This is a genomic window from Eudoraea algarum (assembly GCF_050589645.1).
Taxonomy (GTDB): Bacteria; Bacteroidota; Bacteroidia; order Flavobacteriales; family Flavobacteriaceae; genus JBNGOQ01.
This window is the reverse complement of the sequence record NZ_JBNGOQ010000003.1, coordinates 570152-596061: the sequence shown is the minus strand read 5'-3', so window position 1 is coordinate 596061 and position 25910 is coordinate 570152. Positions and strand designations below refer to the sequence as shown.

Here is a 25910-nt window from a genome sequence, read left to right as displayed (position 1 = left end):
TCCTCTAGCCATTTGGCAGGTTTACCTGTTGGACAAAAAACCTTAAAATCTATAATAAACGAATAATCAACTCAAATGGAAGATAATCAAAGCAGACCAAAACCAAACAATTACCTAGCCTTGGCAATCATATGCACAGTGGCATGTTGCCTTATCCCTGGAATCGTTAGCATCGTGTATTCCACAAAAGTAAATGAAGCTTATGCCAGAGGGGAATACGAAGCAGCGGAAAAGGCTTCCAAAAATGCAAAAACTTGGGCGCTTGCGGGTATGGGTATAGTTGCGGTGTTCTGGATACTTTACATAGCAATTTTTGGTTTTACCTTTCTAGCGGCCTTATCAAGCGGTGATTACTAAACGATCTACTACCCTTTTAGGCATAGCCTTGGGTGGAGGGGGTATACTGGTTGGAATGTTGTTGCTTTACTTTTTTAGGGACCCGGGCCAGGTTTCTTTTTTTCCGAAATGTCCCTTGTTTGCCGCTACGGGTCTCTACTGTATGGGCTGCGGTAGCCAAAGGGCCATACACGATTTGTTGCATTTGGATGTCCTGGGCGCCATAAAGCATAACGTCCTATTTGTTCTAATGCTGTGTCTCTTGAGTTATCATGGAATCATTAGGTTCATGGAATTTAAGAACAAAAAAAACTATCCCAATCTGTTGTACCATCCTAAAACGCCCATGGTGGTCTTTTTGGTTTTAGTCCTGTTTATGATCGCAAGAAATATTCCAATTCACCCCTTCAATCAATTGGCGCCCTAATATCGATCAGTTGGCCACTTCGCTCATAAATTTAAGCCGGTAAAGGCGTAGTTCCTCGTCCTCGTATTCTCCGTCAAATTCCTCAAGGGCGGCCTGTATATTATCGGTTTCCGCTTCCAGGAAATACTCGTGGATATCTTCCTGCTGGTCTTCATCCAGAATTTCATCGATCCAATATCCCACGTTTAATTTTGTACCACTAAACACGATCTGTTCCATTTCCTTGATCAATTGCTGAAGTTCCAGACCCTTGGCCGCAGCGATATCGTCTAGGGGCAGTTTTCGATCAATGTTCTGGATGATGTACAGTTTTAAGGCCGAATTGGCCCCCGTGCTCTTTACCACCAGGTCATCTGGCCTAAGAATGTCATTCTCCTCCACATAGTTTGAAATAAGCGAAATAAAGGGTTGTCCATATTTTTTGGCCTTGCCCTCGCCTACCCCATGGATATTGATCAATTCTTCCATACAGATCGGATACTTCAAGGCCATATCCTGTAGCGAGGGATCTTGAAAGACCACAAAGGGAGGAATCCCCATTTTTGAAGCTTCTCCTTTTCTCAGATCCTTCAACAATCTCAATAAGCGCTCATCGGCCGCGCCCCCTCCCGTCTTTGCCGCACTTACAAGGGCCTCATCCGCCTCCTTGCTATACACATGGTCCAGGGTCATCATAAAGGAAGTGGGCGATTTCGCAAATGCCTCGCCTTTGGGGGTAAGGTGCAAAATACCGTATTGTTCAATTTCCTTTTTTAGAAGTCCGGCCACCAACACCTGTCGGACCAGGGCCATCCAATAGCTTTTGTCCCTATCCGAACCAATGCCGAAAAAGGGCTTTTCATCGGTTTTGTGCGAAGAAATAAGTGCGTTTACTTTTCCCCGTAACGTATGTACAATTTCCTTGGACTTAAATTTTTCACTGGTCCCCTGGACCACCTGGATAAGTTTCAGGACATCGTCCCGGGCCTCCTGTTTTTCCTTTGGGTTCCTAGTATTATCATCCATATCGGCACCTTCCCCATTGAGCTCGTCGAAAGCTTCACCAAAATAATGGAGGATAAATTTTCTACGTGACATGGAAGTTTCCGCATAGGCCACAATCTCCTGTAAGAGCGCATTTCCGATTTCTTGTTCGGCTACCGGTTTCCCGGCCATAAACTTTTCCAATTTTTCAACATCCTTATAGGAATAAAAGGCCAGACAATGGCCTTCTCCCCCATCCCGGCCGGCCCTGCCGGTTTCCTGATAGTAACTTTCTATGCTCTTTGGGATATCGTGATGGATTACGTACCGAACATCGGGCTTGTCTATCCCCATACCAAAGGCTATGGTGGCTACCACCACATCTACATCTTCCATGAGGAACATATCCTGGTACTTTGATCGGGTCTTGGCATCGAATCCGGCGTGATAGGGTACAGCACTTACGCCATTCACCTGCAGAACTTGGGCCAGTTCCTCCACCCTTTTGCGGCTTAAACAATAGATGATACCGGATTTCCCTGTATTCTGTTTTACAAAGCGAATGATATCCGCATCCACGTTTTGGGTCTTGGGGCGCACCTCATAAAAAAGATTGGGTCGGTTAAAGGAGGCCTTGAACACCTTGGCGTCGGTAATGGCCAAATTCTTAATGATATCTTCCTGAACCTTGGGTGTGGCCGTAGCGGTAAGACCAATAATGGGAATATCATCCCCCAGTCTATTGATAATGGCCCTTAAATTTCGATATTCCGGCCTAAAATCATGGCCCCATTCGGAGATACAATGCGCCTCGTCCACCGCCACAAAGGACAGCTTTACGGTTTGCAGAAAATCTACGTATTCCTCCTTGGTCAGTGATTCCGGGGCAACGTACAGCAGCTTGGTGATGCCGTCGGTAATATCCTGCTTTACCTGCCTTACCTCGCTCTTGGTCAGCGAAGAATTTAGAACATGGGCAACACCATGTTCGGCAGAAACACCGCGCAAGGCATCGACCTGATTTTTCATCAACGCAATCAAGGGCGATACCACAATGGCGGTCCCCTCCTGCATCAAGGCAGGTAACTGATAGCACAGTGACTTCCCGCCCCCGGTGGGCATGATCACAAAAGTGTTGTTTCGCGCTAATATATTTTTGATAACGCCCTCTTGCAGGCCTTTGAATTGGGAGAACCCAAAATACTTCTTCAACGAGGCATGTAGATCGTTTTCATTAAAACCCATACCGTGTTTTCACAATTAATATCATCCCTTTTGATCAAAAAACTAGACCTTTGTATGTTTGGACATGAATTTTCAATTTGCCTATCTACAAATTGCATACCGAATTTTATTGGGACTTAAAATCTCCTATAAAATTAAGTTTATGTAATTTTGTTATCTTAAATATAATACATTCTTTTAGGAATACAATCACATAATCCCAATATTACATTGAGCGATACCAAAGCTATACTTGCCATAGCAAAAAAAACCTTCGATACGGAAAGTGAAGCCATTCTCCACTTGGGCTCCTTATTGGATGACGAATTTGCCCATGCCGTAAATTGTATTCTCCAATCCGAGGGCAGGGTGGTAATCTCCGGGATAGGGAAAAGTGCCATTATCGCCTCCAAAATCGTCGCTACCCTAAACTCTACAGGCACGCCCGCCATCTTTATGCACGCGGCCGATGCCATCCATGGAGATCTGGGGACCATACAGAAAGACGACGTGGTCATTTGCATATCCAAAAGCGGCAATACCCCAGAAATAAAAATGTTGGTTCCCTTGATCAAAAGGGGCGGGAACAAGTTGGTGGGTATGACGGGAAACGCGGATTCCTTTTTGGCAAAGCAGGCAGATTTTGTGCTGAATACCTTCGTGGCCAAAGAGGCCTGCCCCAATAACCTGGCGCCTACTACCAGTACAACGGCCCAGTTGGTCATGGGGGATGCCCTCGCCGTAACCTTATTGGAACTCAGGGGGTTCAGCAGTACGGATTTCGCAAAATACCATCCCGGCGGGGCACTGGGCAAAAGACTCTACCTCCGCGTAGCCGATATAGCCGCCAACAATATGAGGCCCAAGGTAGACGAAGACGCCAATGTGAGGAACGTCATTGTTGAAATATCGGAGAAAATGTTGGGTGTATGTGCCGTTATGCAAGGGGAACAGATCATCGGTGTGGTCACCGATGGGGACATTAGGAGAATGCTGAACAAGTACGACAATATCAATGGGCTCAAAGCCAAGGACATCATGACCTCCAATCCAAAAACAATCAGTTCGGATGTGTTGGCCATAAAGGCGCTTGAACTTATGCAGGCCAATGGAATATCCCAGGTATTGGCCGTGGACGGTTCCAAATACATGGGCGTGGTACATCTACATAACTTAATAAACGAGGGCATACTGTAATGGCTAAAGACAAGGAAGTTAATGAAATGTCCTTCTTGGACCATTTGGAGGAACTTCGGTGGCACTTGATCCGTTCTACTTTGGTCGTTGTTATCCTGGGCAGTGTCGCCTTTTTAATGCGGGGGTTCATATTTGACACGGTTATTTTTGGGCCCAAACAAATGAGCTTTCCCACCTATCGCCTTTTTTGCGACATTGCTACCTATCTTGGGTTCGATTCCGCCTTTTGTGCGGACAAACTGCCCTTCACCATTCAAAACCGGACTATGGCGGGGCAATTTTCGGCCCATATCTGGACCTCGATCTGGGCAGGATTTATTGTAGGGTTTCCCTACGTTCTATACGAACTGTGGAAATTTATAAGTCCCGGGCTGTATGAAAAAGAACGAAAAAACTCCAGAGGCTTTATATTGATCGCCTCCTTGCTCTTTTTTATGGGTGCCCTTTTTGGGTACTACGTTGTAGCGCCCTTATCGATTAATTTTTTGGGCACCTATCAAGTTAGCAAGGAAGTCCTCAACGAAATAGATATCAGTTCCTTTATTGCTACGGTACGGGCTTCGGTAATTGCCTGTGGCATTTTATTTGAGCTGCCGATATTAATTTTCTTTTTGACTAAAGTGGGCTTGGTTACCCCCGAAATCCTTAAAAAGTATCGGAAGATCGCCCTGGTGATCGTCCTGATCCTTTCGGCGGTAATTACCCCGCCCGATGTTGCCAGCCAAATCATAGTGGCAGTGCCCGTGCTGGTATTGTACCAAATCAGCATTTACATTTCAAAGGTGGTACTAAAACGAGAAGCAAAAAAAACAGGTAAAAATGTCAGATCAGGTTAAGGAATTTAATGCCTATCGTTCCAAAATGAACGAAAAATTGTTGGCCGACAACAATAAGGTCATCAAAAGAATATTCAATTTGGACACCAACGCCTATGCGCCAGGTGCACTGGACAAAAAGACCAAGGAGCTCTTGGGACTTGTGGCCTCTGCGGTGTTGCGTTGTGACGATTGCGTAAGGTACCACTTGGAAAGTTCCTTTAAAGAAGGGGTCAGCAAGGAGGAGATGATGGAAACCATGGGTATTGCCACCCTCGTAGGGGGCACCATTGTTATTCCGCATTTGAGAAGGGCCTATGAGTATTGGGAGGCATTGGAAGTGCAGGAAGGTTAAAAAAAGTACAATTTCGTATCCAGAGGCATAAAGATCCCTTAGCTTTGGAAAATTTGCATAAATTATGAAGCTCAGAGCCGAGAACATTATGAAGTCCTATCGTGGACGTAAAGTGGTGAAAGGCATTTCCCTTGAGGTAAATCAGGGCGAAATTGTAGGACTGCTAGGCCCCAACGGTGCCGGAAAAACCACCTCCTTTTATATGATTGTAGGGCTCATAAAGCCCAACGGGGGGAATATTTTTCTGGACGATATGGAAATCACCAAATTCCCCATGTACAAAAGGGCGCAGAATGGCATTGGGTATCTGGCGCAGGAAGCTTCGGTCTTTCGAAAATTGAGCATTGAAAAAAACATTCTCAGTGTTTTGCAGCTGACCGATCTGAGCAAGAAGGAACAGGAGATGAAAATGGAATCGCTCATCGAGGAATTTGGCCTGGGGCATATTCGAAAAAACCGCGGGGACCTATTATCGGGCGGAGAACGCCGGCGTACGGAAATTGCCCGCGCCCTGGCAACGGACCCAAAATTCATTTTATTGGATGAGCCCTTTGCCGGTGTAGATCCGGTGGCGGTAGAGGACATACAACGCATCGTAGCGCAGCTCAAGGATAAGAATATCGGCATCCTGATTACGGACCACAATGTGCAGGAGACCCTGGCCATTACGGAACGTTCCTATCTGATGTTCGAAGGGGGCATTTTAAAGTCGGGGATACCGGAAGACCTCGCCGCCGATGAAATGGTACGCAAGGTATACTTGGGGCAAAACTTTGAGCTACGTAAAAAGAAGCTGGATTTTTAAGGCCCGCAGCATACCTCTCTCAAGGGTCCGTTAGAGCGGAATCCACAGCACCATAAGGATTTGTGCAATAAAGAACAACAGGAAGGGTACCACCAAGTACCCCATAATATCCCGCGCCTGAATCTTAATCCCTGCTGCCATGACTGGCATCAGCAAAAGCAGAAAAAAGGGTTGTAACATGTTGGTAAGCCCCTCACCATAAGCGATGGCAAGCGATGCCCTGGAGGCCATCACCTTTAGTTCCTCCGCAGGCAGGCCCGCACCGATATTATTGACCGCTTCTATGATGCTTGGGCCAATGACCGCATATTCCCCTCCGCCCGAAGGAATCGCAAAATTCACCAGGCCGCCCAACAGGTAGGCGAAAAAGGGATAGCTATCCTCCGTTGCCACGGAGGCCATGACCTTTCCCAATTCGGCCCCAAGACCTGTAAAGGTCATAATGCCCATAATACCCGCATAAAAGGGATATTGAAAAATGATGGCGGAGATATTGTTGCTGGCTCGGGTCATGGAAATTCCGTAGCGCATGGGGGTCTTGTGCAGCAAAAGGCCCATCATGACAAAAACAAAGATCATGATGTTCAAATTCAGGTCCAATCCCTTCTGGCTAAAATGATAAATGATGTAGACCACCCCCATAAAAGCAATAATATACTGCAGTACCATACTGTTGTTCAACCTGTCCGATACCGCCTTGAAAGGGAGTTTAAGGCTGTTGGCCTCTTCCTCAATGGTCTCCTGCGCACCCACGTCCCTGGCACCCAACAACGTGCGTAATTCCTTTCCTTTGGCCTCCTTGGGTACCAACAAGAGCATCAGCACCGGTCCCACGATCAACATAAGTGCAATCATACAGCCATTCAACAGAGAGCCCAGGGTAAAAGAGGTGGCAATGGTGCCGGGCAAGATCTCGTTTTGGATCATATAATTTTTTTCTGTATTCAACAACAGGGGAATGGAACTGGATAGTCCGGTGACCCAACTGATGCTGGAGAAATAGACACAGGCTATAAGGTAGGGATAGTTGATTCCCTTTACCCGTAGGGCCAGTTCCCGAGCAAAGACGGCCGCAATCACCACCCATCCCCAGCTCACCATGGACAACAAAAAACCGATCAGCACCACGAAGTAATATACCTGGCGGGGCGTCCTAATGTATTTTGTAAGACGATCGATGCCGCGTTCTATACTGGGAGAAAGTGCAATGCTATAACCCGTAACCACCAGCAGAACCATTTGCATTCCAAACTCGAGCAGTGTCCAAAAACCATCGTACCACGACGTTATGATCTTCATGGCAGGGGCCCCGATCCAAAGGAAGGCGGTCACCGCTGTGACCAGGGTCAACACTAGGGCAAACACAAAGGCATCGGGCATGTTTCTCCTGAAGATGTCCGTAAATTTTTCACCAAGTTTCGTTATCATATGTTGGTTTTAGGAAAGGGGGAGGCTGGTTATTTTGGTCCGTTCAAGTTGTTTATTAGGGAACTGATGATATAAAATGCGATAATGGCCGGTATGGCAATGAATTTCATGGTGAGCAACAGCACCAGGCTCACGATAACAAAACTGTAGCGCAAGGCATTGTCCTTAAAGCTCCAATTCTTGAATTTCAGGGCAAAGAGTTGGATCCTTGAATTGAGCAAATAACTGCTCAGCAAGGTGGTTCCGATCAAAAACCAGGGGTTGAGGATGATATTGTTCAGCAAATCGTTCCCGTGATAGAGCAATATTAGTGGAAAGGACAGAATCAGCAAGGCGTTCGCCGGCGTTGGCAGACCGATAAAGGAGGACACTTGGTTTTCATCAATGTTGAATTTAGCCAAACGATAGGCCGAGGCCACGGTAATCAAAAAGCCCAGGAAGGGGAGCAAGGATGCTTTGAGTCCTACCCAATACATGTCCCCATCAGAGCTAGACCCTACATCCAGTATCGCGCCGGCCGATTGCGACATCCCCAATAGTTGGTACATCACAATTCCGGGAACCAGTCCGCTGGTGATTACATCGGCCAGGGAATCCAATTGCACGCCCAATGCGCTCTGAACCTTGAGCAACCTGGCGGCCAACCCGTCAAAAAAATCAAAAAAAATACCCAGAAAAACAAAGAGAGCAGCCATTTCCAGATGGTTCTGTACTGCAAATACCGTGGCTACACAACCGCAGAGGACATTGAGCAGCGTGATCAGGTTGGGTATATGTTTCCTCATAAGTTTCGGTTTTCGTAAAAATAGCACAATTTTTTAGGAATCGATTTTGTACCATATTTATTCAGATATTTGCTGTCAAGATTTAACAACAAGCGATCGGCTTCATGAAGCATCTTAGAAAAATCCTGTTCCTTTTGGCACTTGCAAACGCCTTGGCAGGTTTTTCACAGCCCCAACTATCCGATAAGGCCCAAATAAGTGTTCTTAGCTGTGGTGCCGGAAGCGATTTGTATACCACCTTTGGACACAGCGCCTTTCGGGTGCAGGATGCCGATTTGGGAATTGACGTTGTCTACAACTACGGTACCTTTAACTTTGACCCTCCCGGTTTTTATGTCGATTTTGCCCGTGGAAAGCTAATCTACCGCCTTAGTAGGCAACGTTTGGACAACTTTCTTTTCGACTATGAAATGGAGAACCGATGGGTGAAGGAACAGTTGTTGGATTTGACCACTACGGAAAAAAATGCCTTGTTCCAATTTTTGGAAAACAACTACAGCCCAGAAAACAGGGAATACCAATACGATTTTTTTTATGACAACTGCGCCTCCAAAATACGTGATGTACTACAAGAGGTTCTGGGAAATCGCCTGGTCTTCGACGAATCGTATTTGGAAAATCCCTATACCTTTCGTGAACTGATCCATCAAAATTTGAGCACTAATAGTTGGTCCACTTTCGGCATTGATTTGGCCCTGGGCTGTGTCATAGATAAGAAAGCAAGTGCAAGTGAGCACTTATTTCTCCCCAACTATGTGCTGCTTCAACTAGGGCATGCCAGTTTGGATCAAAGACCTTTGGTATTGCGGCAACGTACCGTTCTGGATAAAGCGCCCTTAAAGAATGGCGATTACTTTTTGTCAGGGCCCTTGTTCTGGTTCATTCTGCTCCTGCTCTTTGTGATCGTGATCAGCTATATCGACTATAGGAACAACGTCCGAAGCCGATGGTTGGATTTTTTTCTTTTTTTCCTCACGGGGATAATCGGCATCCTCATTTGCTTCCTTTGGTTCCTTACCGACCATACAGCAACGGTGGGCAACTTCAATATACTTTGGGCCTTTCCCGGTAACCTTGTCCTCGCTTTCTATTTTGCCAAGCACAAGCCGTTCCCATCCTGGATTTCAAAATACTTTCTGGTACTACCGGCCTTGCTTGTGCTTACGCTTTTTATCTGGGTGATTAAGTTTCAGGTCTTTTCGGTACTCATCATACCACTGCTTCTAACCTTGGGTCTTCGGTATCTCCTTTTGGCCCATCAATTCCATGTATCCAAAAAGAAATAACCAGCGTACCACATGAACCTACTTACCGTTGAACATATTGCCAAATCATATGGGGAACTTGTCCTTTTTTCGGACTTGTCATTTGGGATCAATAAGGGTCAAAAAATCGCTTTGGTCGCCAAGAACGGCAGTGGAAAGACTTCTATTTTGAATATCATGTCGGGCCGTGATACAGCGGATAGCGGAAAGGTAAATCACAGAAAGGGGATTCATGTGTCCTTTTTGGCCCAAGAGCCCAATCTAGATCTCAATTTGAGCATCGAAGAGACCATTTTTGCCTCGGACAATCATATTTTGCAAGCCTTGGCCAAGTACGAGGAGGCCTTGGCCCATCCAGAGCAGCAGGAAGCCTACCAAAAAGCGTTTGAAACCATGGACAGTTTGGACGCCTGGGACTTTGAAACCCAGTACAAGCAAATCCTTTTTAAACTTAAGCTCGAGGATTTGTCCGCAAAAGTAGGATCCTTGTCGGGCGGACAAAAAAAAAGACTGGCCCTCGCCAATGCACTCATCAACAAACCGGATCTGCTCATTTTGGACGAACCCACCAATCATTTGGACCTGGAGATGATAGAATGGTTGGAAAACTATTTTACCAAAGAACAGATGACCCTGTTTATGGTAACCCACGACCGTTATTTTTTGGAGCGTGTATGCAATGAGATCATAGAACTGGACCAAGGGCAGCTCCACACCTACAAGGGAAACTACTCCTATTATCTTGATAAGAAAGAGGCCCGAATGGAAAGGGAGGCCGTAGAACTGCACAAGTCCCAAATCCTTTTCAAAAAAGAGCTCAATTGGATGCGACGACAGCCCAAGGCCAGAACCACGAAATCGAAATCGCGAATTGACGACTTTCATACGATAAAAGAGCGCGCAAGCCAGCGCAGGCAGGAGCATGTGGTACAATTGGAAATACAAATGGAGCGCCTAGGGAGCAAGGTTCTGGAATTGCACAAGGTTTCCAAAGCCTATCCCGGAAAGCAAATCCTGGATAAATTTGATTATAACTTCCTCAAAGGGGAGCGCATAGGCATCATAGGTAAAAACGGAACGGGAAAATCTACTTTTCTAAATGTGATTACCGGCCTGGAATCTCCTGATAGTGGCAAGGTAGTCGTTGGTGACACCATCAAGTTTGGCTATTACACCCAAAAGGGCATCCCTATCAAAGAAGGGCAAAAGGTAATAGAGGTAATCCGTGAGTTCGGGGATTTCATCCCCTTAAAAAAAGGCAAACAGATTTCTGCCCAACAACTCTTGGAGCGCTTCCTTTTTGACAGGAAAAAACAGTACGACTTTGTTGAAAAATTGAGCGGAGGTGAACGCAAGCGGCTGTTCCTATGTACCGTTTTGATCCAGAACCCCAACTTCCTGATATTGGACGAACCCACCAATGATCTGGACATCGTAACGCTCAATGTTTTGGAGAATTTTCTGCTGGACTTTCCCGGTTGTCTTTTGGTGGTTTCCCACGACCGTTACTTTATGGACAAAATAGTGGATCATCTTTTTGTATTTAAGGGCGATGGGCGCATTGCTGATTTTCCGGGCAACTATTCCGATTACCGGGCCTATGGGGATAGTCTGCTGCAGGAGCAGCGTGCGGCCAAGGACAACAAGAAGGAGCGCGGAACCTCCAAAAGCCACTGGAAAAAGGATTCACAGGGCACAAAGCTTTCCTATCTTGAACAAAAGGAGTACAAACAACTGGAAAAGGAAATACAAAAATTGGAAGTTAAAAAAGAGGAAGTGCAAAACAAATTTGCAAATGCCTCCCTTTCCGGGGAAGAAATAGATCTCTTGTCCTTGGAACTGAAGCGTATTCTGGACATGTTGGACAGTAAAACCGAACGTTGGTTTGAACTCGCGGCCATACAGGAATCCAATTAAATGCCATGTACTACCAATTCTTTTCCCATATCCATTTTCTGATCACTTCAAAAAACCAACATGGGGTGCACTCCCCTTTTGTCTATAGCTACATCACCCAATGTGTATACCTGCGATCCAAGATGGCCCACCCCAAGAACAAGGCCCTATCCGTACTGCTCAAGAGTGTGGCCTACTTCAAGGCTCAAAATCTCCTGGTAGCACCACAGACGACGGAAGTCCAACGCCTGCTCCAAAATCGGTTTCCAAAAGTGGTATTTACCGACGCCCCGGCAGACCTGATCTATATCCACAAACCTAAGGAAGTGCCTTCTTTAATGAAACTTACGCAAGGGAATCGGGTGCACAACAACACCGTGCTGCTGATCAATGAAATCCATAAGACTAGGGAACATCTAAGGATATGGCGCGCACTTAAAAACTCGGAACAAATACAGGTAAGTGTAGATATGTTTTACTGTGGTGCCCTTTTCATGAGAAAGGAACAGGCCAAGGAACATTTTAAAATTCGGATTTAAACGCGTAATTTTAAGGAAGAATACGAGGGTATGGATTACTTGATTTACATTGCGCTGGTTGTATTGGGCCTTATTTTTATGGTCGTTTTCACCAACAATAGGAAACGGGCAAAACGCAGAAAATCCAGAAAGTTCATGGATGGATATGGGGGCGATAGTATAAGAAAGGACCAGAAATGAAAATATATACCAAAACCGGGGATGCCGGTACTACGGCACTCTTTGGAGGAACCCGTGTGTCCAAACATCACATCAGGATCGATAGTTATGGCACTTTGGATGAATTGAATTCATGGTTGGGATTGATCCGCGATCAGGACATAGACGCACATGCCAAGGAAACACTGATCCAAATACAGGACAAATTGTTTACTATGGGCGCCATTTTAGCGACCGACCCTGAAAAGACCCTCCTTAAAAGTGGAAAGGAGCGCTTAACCATTCCGAAGATCAATGCTGCGGATATCTCCTTTTTGGAAACCGAAATGGACCAAATGAACGATTCCCTCCCACCCATGACCCATTTCATACTTCCCGGAGGGCATCCCACCGTGTCATACTGTCATATTGCCCGTACCGTATGCCGCCGGGCAGAGCGTTTGGCATCCCTTCTTCACGAAAATGAGCCCGTAGACCCAAACGTTTTGTCATATATCAATCGACTTTCCGATTATCTGTTTGTATTGGCACGAAAGTTGTCTAAAGACCTTTATGCCAATGAAATAAAATGGATTCCAGAGAAAAAAGGCTAATAAATCCACATTTTAGGCGTTATCAAATTATTAAAGTGAAAATAATGTTGATAAAATAGTCGAATTAGTTCTAAAATAACTTGACTATTTCAGTTTAAAAATTATTTTTGCAAAAAATTAAAATCAAACTATAACCATGTATTGGACATTAGAATTAGCATCCTATTTGAGCGATGCACCATGGCCAGCCACCAAAGATGAGTTAATAGACTACGCCATTAGAACTGGGGCTCCATTGGAAGTTGTGGAAAATCTGCAGTCCATGGAAGAAGAAGGTGGGGAAATCTATGAATCGATAGAGGAGATTTGGCCCGACTATCCTACGGAAGAAGATTACCTCTGGAATGAGGATGAATATTGATAATATTAACGCAATTACAACAAAAAAGTCTCATTTGAGGCTTTTTTTTTATGTAATTTTGGCAGTTAGGCAGGGTATTTTTTGCAGATAACAAGACTGGAATACCTTTTGCTTTATAGCGGTTGTCAATTGCACATACCAAATCAATAAGGCGCCTACCGCCCATTGTGCGCGGTACTACATCAAATACAATACATTATGAGTTTTTTAAATTCGGTTATAAAGACTTTCGTCGGGGACAAGGCCAAGAAGGACGTTAAGGAACTGCAGCCTATCGTAGACCAAATAAAGTCCTTTGAACAGGCCCTGGAAGGGCTTAACAACGACGAACTACGAAATAAGACTGCGGTCTTCAAGGACAGAATAACTGCAGATTGCAAAACAATCAACGACCAAATCGCACAATTGCAAGAAGAAGTAAAGGCTTCTACCGATATAGACAGGAACGAGGACATCTATGCGGAAATTGATAAATTAAAGGAAGAAGCCTATAAAATCTCCCAGGACACGTTGAACGATATATTGCCCGAGGCCTTTGCCGTGGTAAAAGAAACGGCCAAACGTTTTGCACAAAACCCAACACTGACCGTTACCGCTTCCGAGTTTGATCGTCAGCTTTCAGGTTCCAAGGATTATGTTGGCCTGGAAGGGGACAGTGCGGTTTGGAAAAACGCCTGGGATGCAGCCGGTAAGGAAGTTACCTGGGATATGATCCATTATGATGTGCAGCTCATAGGAGGCATTGCCCTGCATCAGGGCAAGATTGCAGAAATGCATACCGGGGAAGGAAAGACCCTGGTGGCCACCTTGCCCATGTACCTGAATGCACTGACCGGAAACGGAGCACATTTGGTGACCGTTAATGATTATTTGGCCAAAAGGGATAGCGCTTGGATGGCCCCGATCTTTGAGTTCCACGGCCTTTCCGTAGACTGCATAGATAAGCATAGGCCCAATTCCGAAGGCAGAAGAGCCGCTTATAATGCGGACATTACCTATGGTACCAACAACGAATTTGGCTTTGATTACCTACGGGATAATATGGCCCATACTCCTGGTGATCTGGTACAGCGACCACATCACTATGCGATTGTGGATGAAGTAGATTCGGTTTTGATCGATGATGCGCGTACCCCCCTGATTATTTCAGGTCCGGTCCCGGAAGGGGATCGCCATGAGTTCAACGAATTAAAGCCCAAGGTGGGCGACATTGTACAAAAGCAACGGCAATACCTCATTGGAGTTTTGGCAGAGGCCAAAAAAATGATTGCCGAAGGGGATACCAAAGAAGGCGGCTTCCTATTGCTACGGGTGCATCGTGGGTTACCTAAGAACAAGGCCTTGATCAAGTTCTTGAGTGAAGAGGGCGTAAAGCAATTGCTCCAAAAGACCGAAAACTTCTATATGCAGGATAACAACCGTGAGATGCCCAAGGTAGATGCGGAACTGCTATTCGTTATTGACGAAAAGAACAACCAAATAGAACTTACCGACAAAGGAGTGGAATACATCTCGGGAGATCAGGACAAAGACTTTTTTGTCATGCCCGATATTGGTGGGGAAATTGCAAAAATTGAGAACCAAAACCTAGAAATAGAAAAAGAGGCCCAGCTCAAGGAAGAGCTCTTTAAGGATTTTGGTGTAAAAAGCGAGCGTATCCATACCATGAGCCAATTACTAAAGGCGTATACCCTCTTTGAAAAGGATGTGGAATATGTGGTCATAGAAAACAAGGTCATGATCGTGGACGAACAAACGGGCCGTATTATGGACGGGCGCCGCTATTCAGACGGCCTGCACCAAGCCATTGAAGCCAAGGAAAACGTAAAGATCGAGGCCATGACCCAGACCTTTGCCACGGTCACCTTGCAGAATTACTTTAGAATGTACCAAAAATTGGCGGGGATGACCGGTACGGCGATTACCGAAGCGGGCGAGTTCTGGGAAATCTATAAGCTAGATGTCATGGAAATCCCTACCAACAGACCTATAGCAAGGGATGATAGGAACGACCTTATCTACAAGACCAAGCGTGAAAAATACAATGCTGTCATCGAGGAAGTCACCAAGCTTTCCCTAGCCGGTAGGCCAGTCTTGATCGGTACCACTTCTGTAGAAATTTCGGAGCTGTTGTCCAGGACCTTGACCATCCGCAAAATACCCCACAACGTTTTGAACGCGAAATTGCATAAGAAAGAGGCCGATATCGTCGCGGAAGCCGGACATGCCGGAGTGGTAACCATTGCCACCAACATGGCGGGCCGGGGTACGGACATCAAATTATCGGAAGAAGTGAAACAGGCCGGTGGATTGGCCATTGTAGGTACGGAAAGACACGATTCCAGACGGGTAGACAGACAGCTAAGAGGTCGTTCTGGACGTCAAGGAGATCCCGGAAGCTCACAATTTTATGTTTCGCTGGAAGACAACCTGATGCGTTTGTTCGGTTCTGACCGTGTGGCCAAGATGATGGACCGTATGGGGTTGGAGGAAGGTGAGGTCATCCAGCATTCCATGATGACCAAATCCATAGAACGCGCACAGAAAAAGGTGGAGGAAAACAATTTTGGGGTGCGAAAACGTCTTTTGGAGTATGATGATGTCATGAACGCCCAGCGAGAGGTAGTCTACAAACGTAGGCGCCATGCGCTGCAGGGCGAACGCCTAAAGGTGGATATTGCCAACATGATCTATGACACCTGTGAGGTAATAGCCGAAACCAACAAAGCAGCAAACGATTATAAGAATTTTGAGTTTGAGCTGATCAAATATTTCTCGATCACCGCTCCGGTTTCGGAAGATGAATTTGCCAAACTGGCGTTCCAGGAAATTGCCAACAAGACCTATGCCGCTGCCTACGAATACTATCAGGGTAAAATGGAGCGCAGTGCCGCTACCGCCTTCCCGGTCATTAAACAGGTCTACGAAGACAATGCGAACAAATTTGAGCGCATTGTGGTCCCCTTTACCGATGGGATCAAATCCCTGAACGTGGTGACCGACCTGAAGAATGCCTATGAAACCAATGGAAAACAATTGGTGACCGATTTTGAAAAGAACATCACCCTGGCCATCATCGATGATTCCTGGAAGACGCATTTGAGGAAGATGGACGAGCTAAAGCAATCGGTTCAGCTAGCAGTGCACGAACAAAAGGATCCGCTGCTGATCTATAAATTTGAGGCTTTTGAGCTTTTTAAAGCGATGATCGATAAGGTGAACAAGGAAGTGGTTTCCTTCCTCTTCAAGGGAGAACTGCCCTCCGGCAACACCAATGATATCCAAGAAGCGGGTAAACTGCGTCGTCCCAAAGAAGATTTAAGGACCAGTAAGGAAGAAATCCCCAATAGTGATGAACTCGCCGCGCAAAACAGGGCCGTGGGTCAAAACCAGGGCAGAAGGACCCAGGTAACGGAGACCATTGTAAGGGAAAGGCCCAAAATTGGTCGTAACGACAGGGTCACCATCAAAAATGTGATGTCCGGTGAAAGCAAAACCCTTAAATACAAACAGGCAGAACCGCTTATCAACAAAGGTGAATGGGTTCTGACCGAAGAAGAATAGCACGCTTTGGTAGTACACAATAAGGAAACGGTGACCTTTTAGGTTGCCGTTTTTTGATTATATGGCAAAACATATTTAGCTTTACATAGAGTATTGCCGCTTTTTATTGGGAATTGTACAATTTCCAAAGGTTTTTTTCCAATGGGTAACATCCTATAAAGTCTTTCATCATGCAAAAACCAATCAAAGACATCAACCAGGAACGCTTACGGGATAAGGTGCATTTGGTCTTAAAGGTCAATTATTTTACCTCCTTTTTTTCCCTTTTGTTCTGTGTTCTTTGCCTTTTTCTTCTGAACATTGACCAAGTTATCCCTTATGTTTTTCTAACTTTTGGCCTCCTAAACCTCATCAACACGCTGCTCTACCATGTACATAAAAACCTGACACTTACCTATAACATTGTTTCCATTATGACCCTTGCAGGGGCTACGATGGTTACCCTGTTCAGCGGGGGCATCAATAGCCCGTTCATTTTTGTCCTGGCCCTTATCGTTTTTGCCGGATACGCCACTACCAGGGTCTATGGCAGCATCTATCTATACATGAATTTGTTGATCGTAGTACTGATCTATGCGCAGAGCGTTACGGACTTTGAGTTTGCGCCCAATGTGGTACCTGAAGCTTCCAAAGATCTGTTCGCACTCCTTAGCATTCTCTTTTCCGTTTATCTTTTGGGCGGTGTCTTTGGTAAAAATCTATTGCAGGCGCATCACAATCTTTACAAATCCAAAAACGAAATCGAGGCGCGTATCCAGGAAAAAGAAACACTTTTGAAAGAAGTACACCATCGGGTAAAGAACAACTTACAGACCGTTTCAAGCCTCCTGAGCTTGCAATCCAGGAGCATTTCGGACGAAAAAGTAAAAAACCTGATCAAAAGCAGCCAGAACAGGGTTATCTCCATGGCCATGGTACACGAAATGCTCTATATGCGGAAAGACCTTACCAGGATCGAATACAAGTCCTATGTGCAGGAGCTCAGTGAATACTTGGTAAAATCGGTGAAAGGTGTGAAGAACAACATCAAATTAAAAATCGATATTCCAGATATCAAGTTGGGCATAGATACTGCCATTCCTTTGGGGTTATTGATCAATGAGGCCCTTACCAATTCCCTTAAATATGGAATTAAGGACGATAATGCAGGAGAAATACACATTGCCCTTAAACAGGAGGATGAAAAGGGTTATGTACTTAACATTGGCGACAATGGGGTAGGTTTTCCGGAAGCATTGAATTTTAAGAATACCAAATCACTCGGCCTTAAACTGATACACAATCTGGCCCGTCAACTCAAGGGTAGCATCACCAGGGACGCTTCCAAAAAAGGGACCAATTACATCGTTAAATTCCGGGAAGTAGGGCACCAGTTTCAATCGGTGGCATAAGGCTTTGCCAAAAAAATAGGTGCAAGGGTTAGGTCCACTAGGACTTCACGGCGGTCACCGGGATCGGTAGCCATCAACCAGCGTCCATTGCCATATTATTCCTATATTTAGTTTGACTAACTCTAACAGCTTTCCGATGGTAAAAAAACTATGCTTGCTGCTGCTATGCTGCAGCGCCGGACTATACAGCCAAGACTATTTTCTTAAGAAATTCCATCCCTTTGACGCCGATATCCCCTCGCCCGAAGCATTTTTGGGATATGGTATTGGGGAACACCATACCCGGCATGATCGGATTGTCTCCTATTTGGAAAAATTGGCCGAACTATCGGACAGGGCCTCCATTTATGAATATGGAAAAACCCATGAAGGCAGAAAATTGGTTATCCTTACCGTAACCGAAACCGGGCATCTTTCCAATCTGGACGCTCTGCAAGCGCAACATTTGGCGTTTACAGATCCCAATAAAAGGCCCACCAATTATGACGAGGTCCCCATATTCATCAATCTGGGCTACAATGTGCACGGCAACGAACCTTCCAGTTCGGAAGCCGCTTTGCTTATGGCCTATACCTTGGTGGCCTCCAATAGTGCGGAGATTCAGAATTACCGTAGGAATGCGGTCATTTTTATAGATCCCACCATCAATCCCGATGGGCGTGACAGACATACCCAATGGGCCAACATGTACCAGGGCAATCCTTTAGTGGCCGACCCCCAGGATGCCGAACACAATGAATACTGGCCCGGTGGGCGGACCAACCATTATTGGTTTGATCTAAACAGGGACTGGCTTCTGGGCATTAACCCGGAAAGCCGAGGCAAACTGGCCTGGTTTCATCAATGGTACCCCAATGTGGTGACCGATTTTCATGAGATGGGGACCCAAAGCACCTATTTTTTTGAGCCCATGAAGACCAATGGCTCGCTGAGGCCCATTATGCCCAAGGAAAATTATGAAGATCTCAACAATCTGTTCGGGACCTACTTCGCCAAGGCCCTGGACAGTATTGGATCGTTCTATTTCACCAAGGAAGTTTTTGATGGTACTTATCCGGGTTATGGTTCCTCCTACCCCGATCTACAGGGGGGTCTGGCCCTCTTGTTCGAACAGGCCAGTTCCAGGGGACATAAGCAGAAAACGGCCTTCGGGGAAATCGGTTTTCCCTTTACCATTCGCAATCAGTACCTTTCCAGCATTACCACGGTAAAAGCCGCTGTGGAAAACAAGGCCCAATTGCGAAAATACCAACAGGACTTCTTTAAGAGTGCACTGATCAATTCCGCCATAAGTCGAACCAAAGCCTACCGCTTTGGGGATGCCCATGACAAAAACCGGGTAAAGGCCTTTATTGATAAGTTGTTGTTGCATCAAATAGAAGTATACCGGTCTGGTGATCAATATGTGGTGCCCACGGCGCAACCCCAGTACCGTATGGTACAAACCATGTTCGAGACCTATCAGCGATACCGTGACAGTGTGTATTATGATGCTTCTGCCTGGTCTGTGGCCAATTTTTACAATATGAAGTACAGTCCCCAAACGAGAATCAATAGAGGGCAACGGATTACTTCGACCGAAAACATGATCACTGTGGCTCCTGTCCAAAAATCGGACTACGCCTATATCATTGATTGGGACGATTACAATGCCCCTGCGGTGTTACATGCCCTGCAAAGTAAGGGACTCGTGGTCTCCTCGGCCTTTAAGCCATTTTCTGTGAGGGGGGAAAACACCAAAAGCTTTAACTATGGTGCCCTAGTGGTACCTGTTTCCCTTCAAAAGAAAAGTAGCGACGAAGTCTACACCTTGCTCCAAGAGGCGCAACGGCAATTTCAGGTACCCATGTTGGGGGTAGACACCGGATACAGTTTCAAGGGTATCGATCTGGGCAGCCGCTATGTGGAGCCCTTAAAAAAACCAAAAGCAGCCATGTTGATCGGCAATGGGATACGGTCCTATGAAGCGGGAGAGGTTTGGCATCTGTTGGATACCCGTGTGCATATGCCCATTACCAAAATCCCCCTCCGCAATTTTTCACGGGCCAATCTTGACAAGTATAATACCCTGGTCATGGTATCGGGAAACTACCGCCTTACACAAAAGCTGCAGGACAAGATCAAGGATTGGGTCAAAAAGGGCAATACCCTAATTACCATAGGCACGGCCACCAAATGGGCCATTGAGAAAAAACTGGTAAAGGAGAAGTTGGTGAAATCCGAGGAGGATTCCACGAAATTGACGCCCAGAAAACCGTATGTGGACGCTCCGGAAAACATTGGAAAGGAAAGCGTTGGCGGTGTCATCCTACGGGTAGACCTGGATGTGACGCACCCTTTGGCCTTTGGGTATCACGATGCTTCCATTCCGATCTACAAGAACAACACGGTCTGGATGGCCCCTAGCAAAAATGCCTATGCCACCGTGGCCCAGTACGCCAAGAATCCTTTAATCGATGGTTTTATCACCAACAAAAACCGGGATGAATTTTTAAGCAAATCAGCCTCGCTGGTCGTGAGCAAAGTAGGGAGCGGCCGTGCTATTCTATTTGCGGACAATCCCAATTTTAGGGGTTCCTGGTACGGCACCAATAGACTATTCTTGAACGCACTGTTTTTAGGTAATGAAGTAAATGTACCGGAGTAAATTAATCAAGGAATGGAAGACAATCTCCCCGCTCTCGGCAAAGCCGAGACCACCCCTCTTTACCAAAGAGGGGAGCTTAATTGGATTCGTAGTAAAAGTAGATACCAGGCCTCGGGCCTTAAACCAATAAGATTTGGAAATAAAAGATAGCTTTAAAAACTAACCGAAGCTCCTCCCTTTGACAAAGGGAGGTGGCGCGCCGAAGGCGTGACGGAGGGATGGAAATTTAAATCATTGAGGGTGGGCGTTGCAATGGGATCGCCCCACCATTTTATAAAACATATTATGAACACAAAACCTTTGATTATCCTGGCACTGATGGTATTTTGGAGCCTGGGATGCATGGCTCAATCTGCCCAAGGCGATGGCCCACATACGCAGTTGATCATCCGAGGGGCAACCTTGATCAATGGAAACGGCGCGCCACCCCGGGGACCGGTAGATATTGTGGTGGAGAACAACAAAATTGTACAAATCGAGGTGGTGGGTTATCCCGGTGTAGCCATTGATGCCAGCAAACGCCCACAACTAAAGCCGGGCGGAAAGGAACTGGATTGCAACGGCATGTACGTTTTACCCGGTTTTGTGGATATGCACGGACATATAGGAGGGGTGGCCCAGGGAGCGGATTACGATTATGTCTTTAGGCTTTGGATGGCCCACGGAGTTACCACCGTCCGGGAACCCAGTGGCCGTGGGGTGGATTATACGATGGACCTTAAACGAAAAAGTGCCAAAAATGACATTGTGGCCCCACGTATCTTTGCCTATACCGGTTTTGGACAAGGAACCGACCCGATAAGTACACCCGAAATGGCCCGTGCCTGGGTACGGGACAATGCAAAAAAGGGTGCGGACGGCATCAAGTTCTTTGGGGCGCCTCCAGAGATCATGACCGCCGCGTTGGACGAAAACAAAAAGCTCGGACTGCGGTCTGCCTGCCATCATGCCCAATTGAACGTGGCCCGGTGGAATGTACTGCATTCGGCCAGAGCCGGACTCACCAGTATGGAACATTGGTATGGCCTGCCGGAAGCGCTCTTCGAAGATCGTACGGTGCAAAACTATCCGCTGGACTATAATTATCAAAATGAGCAAAACCGTTTTGAGGAAGCCGGTAAATTATGGCAGCAAGCGGCCAAGCCCTATTCCGAGCATTGGAACGCGGTGATGGACGAGCTTCTGACGCTCGACTTCACCCTGGATCCTACCTTTAATATTTATGAAGCCAGTCGTGATCTACAACGGGCGCGTAGGGCCGAATGGCACGAGGAGTATACCTTGCCCTCCCTGTGGGACTTTTACCAACCCAGCAAAATATCCCATGGTTCCTATTGGCACGATTGGGGAACGGAACAAGAAGTGGCGTGGCGGGAAAACTACCGCTTGTGGATGACCTTCATCAACGAATATAAGAATCGGGGCGGACGCGTAACCACCGGATCCGATTCTGGATTTATCTTCCAATTGTACGGCTTCGCCTATATCCGGGAAATGGAGCTCTTAAGGGAGGCCGGCTTTCACCCCTTGGAGGTCATCCGGGCCGCCACACTGAACGGGGCCGAAGCCCTGGGCGTGGATGGTCTAATCGGCACAGTGGAACTGGGCAAACTGGCCGATTTTGTAGTTGTAGCCGAAAATCCGTTAAGAAACCTAAAGGTGCTCTATGGAACCGGGGCCATAAAATTGACCGAGGCCAACGAGGTGGTACGCGTAGGCGGAGTAAAATATACGATAAAGGATGGTATTGTGTACGATGCCAAAGCCTTGCTCCAAGAGGTCAAGGAAATGGTGGCCCGTGCCAAGGCACGATCAAACTATAAAATTGTACAACCTGGGTTAAAAGAATAAAAGAGCCCCTTGTCCTATCCTTCCTCGGGGGAGCGGGTTATCGATATAAGCGCGGAAATTAGCGATGTATCTTTTCCTAAGGCGTTCCTTCCCGGAAGGAAGAAACTACCCGAAGGCAGGTGAAGGGGCCTTTATTATTTATTTCTTACAGGAACCTTTAGTGGTCGTAGTACGCCTTTGGTCTTAGGAAAGATAAGTACGTACGTAAGTACTAAGGTAATTGGGATTAATAGTGCGATGAGTATCATATCATGTAGGTTTTAGTCCGCTATGGGGGAAAGCGGGTTTATAAAAATATTAGGCCAATTTGGCTTTGTTTCTTTTAGTGGTGAAAGCCAAAGCTTTCTTTATTCTTGAATTTTTAAATTTGTATACGCGGGCGATGGTAGTTTCATCCGCTTCCTCAACTTCGTTAAAAGTGATAGTAGCCACAGTGCCAGCATCCAAAACAATACCCATTTCAACAGTTGCCACTTTTCCATCCGTAGTTGTATTTTGAGCTAGTGCGATAGCTCCGAAAAAAAGTACTAAGATTAAGGTTAAAATAGCTTTCATGTCTTTGTGATTGGGTTACATTAAGTTAACTCGGATTTCGTATCCCTGGCAGGTATAAATCGCTTAAACCCCCATATTTTTCGGTATCTGACAAAAAAAAGGATGAAGTGTATAAAAGCCTCGGTGAACGTAAAGACTCCCGAAAACACTTTATCGAAAGGAGCTGCTTTTTATCGGTGGTTTAGAAGGTGCAACAAAGGAAGAAATAAGGGTTTTAGCCCTTTTTTTGATACTCATGGCATGTTTGAAATAGGGAATATTTGGACATTACCCTTATATTTATGATGCGATACGATGCAAAAACACCACAATGATCGTAGACATCTACCAATACTTCAAGGAACATCCCAGCTTCAATAAGCTGGTAGGGGACAACTTTATATTTGTGGAGTACAAATGCCCCATCGATATTGAAGAGTTTCAACTTTGGACGGAATCGCACATCATAACCTATGTGGTCAGCGGGAAAAAGGATTGGATCACGCCCAACAAAACCTATGAACTCTTGGCTGGCGATGCCATATTTGTTAGGAAAGGCGTCTATGTGACCAAGCAGTACTTTGAAGAGGATTATTGCGTAATGCTGTTTTTGATCAACGACGACTTCATCAAAAAATTCATGTCCGAAAATAACCTTAGCCCGGGTGGGTCCGTCCAAGGGCGGGAATTTGAACCCGTTTTCAGAATTGACACCAGTGATTCCTTCCAATCCCTGATCGAAAGTATCTTTCATTATCTAAAACAAGGGGAAAGCCTACCAGAGCGCCTGGTCACGATCAAATTCAAGGAACTGTTGTTCAACATTGCCCTAAACCCTAAAAACCGACAACTGCTCCAATATTTTGGCTCTATCCAACAGCGTGCCAAGGTAGATATGGAAGATACCATGCTACAGAACTTTCAATACGATCTAAGCATGGAGGGTTTTGCCAAATTGTGCGGCAGGAGCCTGTCTACCTTTAAAAGGGATTTTAAAAACCGTTTCAACAGCACGCCCTCCAAATGGTTGAACGAAAAAAGGCTGGAATACGCAAAGGCCCTACTTTTGGGCTCGGATCTTAGTATTAGTGAGGTATGTTATGAAAGCGGGTTTAAAAACACCTCGCATTTTAATCGGATCTTCAAGGACAAGTATCGCTTACCGCCCAATCAGTTCAAAATGTCACAAAACCTTTCTTAAAAAGACCCTACAGCATCCTTTCTTTCCTTTTGAACCGCTCAGGACATCATTTGGACTTTTTAGCAAATCCTTAGTGCGCTCATTATAAGACTTTTGTGATATACCAATCCATAAAAGTTAGAAAGCATGTTAGGAAAGAAAACTAGGACAACCTATAAGGGGTTTTTTAAAAGTGGGGCCACCGCCGATCGGAATGGCAAAAAATCCAAGGCCATTACCTTTTCCCGGGGAGGCATCTCCTTTATGAACGGACTACAGGAACTCGCCTTCACTTCAACAGATTTTGAATTCAGTAATTCGGACCTACAGTTGGATGCCGGTGCTTTGGATCTTTTTTTGTTCGACAGGACAAATAGAAAGTAGGGGTATAAAAAAGAACTATTAAAAACCAAAAAAGATGGAAGTATTGGAAAAAACGGAAACCCAAATGCTCGATGTAATCCACGAGCTGGGCAAATCTTTTGCCGAAAGAGCGGCAAACTATGATTTGGAGGGCACCTTTGTGTCCGAAAACTATGAAGCTCTCAAAGGGGTTGGCCTTTTTGGCGGCCTTGTTCCCCTGGAACTGGGAGGTCTCGGGATGTCCTATCCGGAAATGTGCAACCTCATTCGGACCATGGCGCAGTATTGTGGGTCTACTGCCCTGGCCTTTGCCATGCACCAACATCTGGTGGCCGCTTCGGTCTGGAAATACAAACATAAAGGTGTAGGAGAGGCAACTTTGAGAAAAGTAGCGGAAAGGCAATTGGTATTGGTGAGTACGGGAGCCCGCGACTGGCTTCGATCCAATGGGGAGGTGCAACGTACAGAAGGTGGTTTCCTGGTCTCTGGAAAAAAACATTTTGCCAGCCAGTCCTGCGCCGGAGATATCGCAATAACCAGTGCCCCTTACTTGAATGAGGACAAGGAATGGAAGGTGCTGCACTTTCCGATACCCTTGACCGCTAAGGGGGTAAGTCTGCAAGATGATTGGGACGTAATGGGTATGCGCGGTACAGGTTCACAATGCCTGGTCTATGACCAGGTCTTTGTCCCAGAGGATAACATCGCCCTGGAGCGGGACCGCGAAGGTTTCCATCCCGTATGGAACGTGGTACTAACGGTGGCCATGCCTTTAATCATGTCAGTATATGTAGGCTTGGCCGAAAAAGCAGTGGATATTGCCATTGCCAAAGGAAAGACCTATGCCCGAAACCAGGCGCATTTCAACTATATTTTGGGAAAACTGAACAATAACCTGATCAGTGCCCAAACGCAATGGAAAGCCATGTATGACATGACCAACAATTTTGACTTTGATTTGCACCAAGATTTTACGGTTCCCATTCTAAGTCTAAAGACCAACGTGGCCGAGGCTTGTATGAAAACAGTAAGCGAGGCCATGGAAGGTATAGGTGGACAAAGTTTTTACAGAAAGAATGGCCTGGAGCGGGTCTTTAGAGATGTACAGGCAGCGCAATTTCATCCCTTGCCCAAATGGGAACAGTACGCTTTTTGCGGCGAAAAATTATTGGCGCCGTAAGTCCTTGGATGTACCACCAAGTTAAAGCTCCTTGAACGGGAGCTTTTTTATT

The 25910-nt window shown here is 46.0% G+C and carries 23 protein-coding genes; 19 read left to right on the top strand and 4 right to left on the bottom strand.

Features of this window, described 5'->3' with window-relative positions:
* The first annotated feature begins 75 nt into the window (after window positions 1–75).
* Window positions 76–357, top strand: a complete 282-nt coding sequence (locus tag ACRD67_RS13400) for a CD225/dispanin family protein (RefSeq protein ID WP_430967710.1) — start codon at window positions 76–78, stop codon at window positions 355–357.
* A 55-nt stretch (window positions 358–412) separates the two neighbouring features.
* Window positions 413–763 (top strand): DUF2752 domain-containing protein, encoded by a 351-nt coding sequence (locus ACRD67_RS13395; RefSeq protein WP_430967709.1) that lies wholly within the window; start codon window positions 413–415, stop codon window positions 761–763.
* Between the two features lie 6 nt (window positions 764–769).
* On the opposite strand, the gene ACRD67_RS13390 is transcribed toward ACRD67_RS13395, so the two are convergent.
* Complete coding sequence (locus ACRD67_RS13390) at window positions 770–2971, bottom strand: RecQ family ATP-dependent DNA helicase (protein WP_430967707.1); 2202 nt, start codon at window positions 2969–2971, stop codon at window positions 770–772.
* A gap of 210 nt (window positions 2972–3181) precedes the next feature.
* On the opposite strand from ACRD67_RS13390, the gene ACRD67_RS13385 reads away from it, so the two are divergent.
* The 4 genes from ACRD67_RS13385 (at window position 3182) to lptB (ending at window position 6122) form a co-directional block, all read left to right on the top strand.
* Window positions 3182–4147: a KpsF/GutQ family sugar-phosphate isomerase gene (locus ACRD67_RS13385; RefSeq protein WP_430967705.1), complete on the top strand. Its 966-nt coding sequence runs from the start codon at window positions 3182–3184 to the stop codon at window positions 4145–4147.
* Window positions 4147–4983, top strand: coding sequence for a twin-arginine translocase subunit TatC (gene tatC, locus ACRD67_RS13380; protein ID WP_430967703.1), 837 nt, complete (start codon window positions 4147–4149; stop codon window positions 4981–4983). Before ACRD67_RS13385 ends, tatC begins: the two co-directional genes overlap by 1 nt.
* On the top strand, window positions 4967–5317 hold the full coding sequence (locus tag ACRD67_RS13375; protein WP_430967701.1) for a carboxymuconolactone decarboxylase family protein: 351 nt from the start codon (window positions 4967–4969) through the stop codon (window positions 5315–5317). Before tatC ends, ACRD67_RS13375 begins: the two co-directional genes overlap by 17 nt.
* 64 nt (window positions 5318–5381) lie before the next feature.
* The gene (gene lptB, locus ACRD67_RS13370; protein ID WP_430967699.1) at window positions 5382–6122 is read left to right on the top strand and encodes an LPS export ABC transporter ATP-binding protein; all 741 of its coding nucleotides are present in this window, start codon (window positions 5382–5384) and stop codon (window positions 6120–6122) included.
* A gap of 30 nt (window positions 6123–6152) precedes the next feature.
* Here lptB and ACRD67_RS13365 read toward each other — a convergent pair whose 3' ends face one another.
* Both ACRD67_RS13365 and ACRD67_RS13360 read right to left on the bottom strand, forming a co-directional pair.
* On the bottom strand, window positions 6153–7550 hold the full coding sequence (locus ACRD67_RS13365) for a short-chain fatty acid transporter (RefSeq protein ID WP_430967698.1): 1398 nt from the start codon (window positions 7548–7550) through the stop codon (window positions 6153–6155).
* 29 nt (window positions 7551–7579) lie between these two features.
* Window positions 7580–8335, bottom strand: coding sequence for a CDP-alcohol phosphatidyltransferase family protein (locus ACRD67_RS13360; protein ID WP_430967696.1), 756 nt, complete (start codon window positions 8333–8335; stop codon window positions 7580–7582).
* 104 nt (window positions 8336–8439) lie between these two features.
* Between ACRD67_RS13360 and ACRD67_RS13355 the strand changes: the two genes are divergently transcribed.
* From ACRD67_RS13355 to ACRD67_RS13310, 10 genes are all read left to right on the top strand, one after another.
* Window positions 8440–9621, top strand: coding sequence for a lipoprotein N-acyltransferase Lnb domain-containing protein (locus tag ACRD67_RS13355; protein ID WP_430967695.1), 1182 nt, complete (start codon window positions 8440–8442; stop codon window positions 9619–9621).
* 12 nt (window positions 9622–9633) lie between these two features.
* Complete coding sequence (locus ACRD67_RS13350; protein ID WP_430967693.1) at window positions 9634–11517, top strand: ABC-F family ATP-binding cassette domain-containing protein; 1884 nt, start codon at window positions 9634–9636, stop codon at window positions 11515–11517.
* A gap of 5 nt (window positions 11518–11522) precedes the next feature.
* Entirely contained in the window at window positions 11523–12035 is a 513-nt protein-coding gene (locus ACRD67_RS13345) for a hypothetical protein (RefSeq protein WP_430967691.1), read from the top strand.
* 30 nt (window positions 12036–12065) lie between these two features.
* The gene (locus ACRD67_RS13340) at window positions 12066–12215 is read left to right on the top strand and encodes a hypothetical protein (RefSeq protein WP_430967689.1); all 150 of its coding nucleotides are present in this window, start codon (window positions 12066–12068) and stop codon (window positions 12213–12215) included.
* Window positions 12212–12787: a cob(I)yrinic acid a,c-diamide adenosyltransferase gene (locus tag ACRD67_RS13335; RefSeq protein WP_430967687.1), complete on the top strand. Its 576-nt coding sequence runs from the start codon at window positions 12212–12214 to the stop codon at window positions 12785–12787. Before ACRD67_RS13340 ends, ACRD67_RS13335 begins: the two co-directional genes overlap by 4 nt.
* A gap of 136 nt (window positions 12788–12923) precedes the next feature.
* Window positions 12924–13148, top strand: a complete 225-nt coding sequence (locus ACRD67_RS13330) for a DUF2795 domain-containing protein (RefSeq protein ID WP_013551418.1) — start codon at window positions 12924–12926, stop codon at window positions 13146–13148.
* A 198-nt stretch (window positions 13149–13346) separates the two neighbouring features.
* Window positions 13347–16712 (top strand): preprotein translocase subunit SecA, encoded by a 3366-nt coding sequence (gene secA, locus ACRD67_RS13325; protein WP_430967685.1) that lies wholly within the window; start codon window positions 13347–13349, stop codon window positions 16710–16712.
* Window positions 16713–16882: 170 nt separating this feature from the next.
* A complete protein-coding gene (locus ACRD67_RS13320) occupies window positions 16883–18103 on the top strand; it encodes a sensor histidine kinase (RefSeq protein WP_430967684.1) in 1221 nt (406 codons plus the stop codon).
* A gap of 136 nt (window positions 18104–18239) precedes the next feature.
* Window positions 18240–20750 carry a M14 family zinc carboxypeptidase gene (locus ACRD67_RS13315; protein WP_430967682.1) on the top strand — a complete coding sequence of 837 codons (2511 nt, stop codon included), beginning with the start codon at window positions 18240–18242 and terminating at the stop codon, window positions 20748–20750.
* Between the two features lie 318 nt (window positions 20751–21068).
* Window positions 21069–22601: an amidohydrolase family protein gene (locus ACRD67_RS13310; protein ID WP_430968045.1), complete on the top strand. Its 1533-nt coding sequence runs from the start codon at window positions 21069–21071 to the stop codon at window positions 22599–22601.
* 297 nt (window positions 22602–22898) lie between these two features.
* Here the strand turns inward: ACRD67_RS13310 and ACRD67_RS13305 are convergent, their stop codons facing one another.
* Window positions 22899–23156 (bottom strand): hypothetical protein, encoded by a 258-nt coding sequence (locus ACRD67_RS13305; RefSeq protein ID WP_430967680.1) that lies wholly within the window; start codon window positions 23154–23156, stop codon window positions 22899–22901.
* Window positions 23157–23466: 310 nt separating this feature from the next.
* Here ACRD67_RS13305 and ACRD67_RS13300 point away from each other — a divergent pair, with 310 nt between their 5' ends.
* The 3 genes from ACRD67_RS13300 to ACRD67_RS13290 all read left to right on the top strand — a co-directional run bounded on the left by ACRD67_RS13300 (window position 23467) and on the right by ACRD67_RS13290 (window position 25858).
* On the top strand, window positions 23467–24336 hold the full coding sequence (locus ACRD67_RS13300; protein WP_430967678.1) for a helix-turn-helix domain-containing protein: 870 nt from the start codon (window positions 23467–23469) through the stop codon (window positions 24334–24336).
* Between the two features lie 126 nt (window positions 24337–24462).
* Window positions 24463–24699, top strand: a complete 237-nt coding sequence (locus ACRD67_RS13295) for a hypothetical protein (protein WP_430967676.1) — start codon at window positions 24463–24465, stop codon at window positions 24697–24699.
* Between the two features lie 34 nt (window positions 24700–24733).
* Entirely contained in the window at window positions 24734–25858 is a 1125-nt protein-coding gene (locus ACRD67_RS13290; RefSeq protein WP_430967675.1) for an acyl-CoA dehydrogenase family protein, read from the top strand.
* Window positions 25859–25910 lie beyond the last annotated feature (52 nt).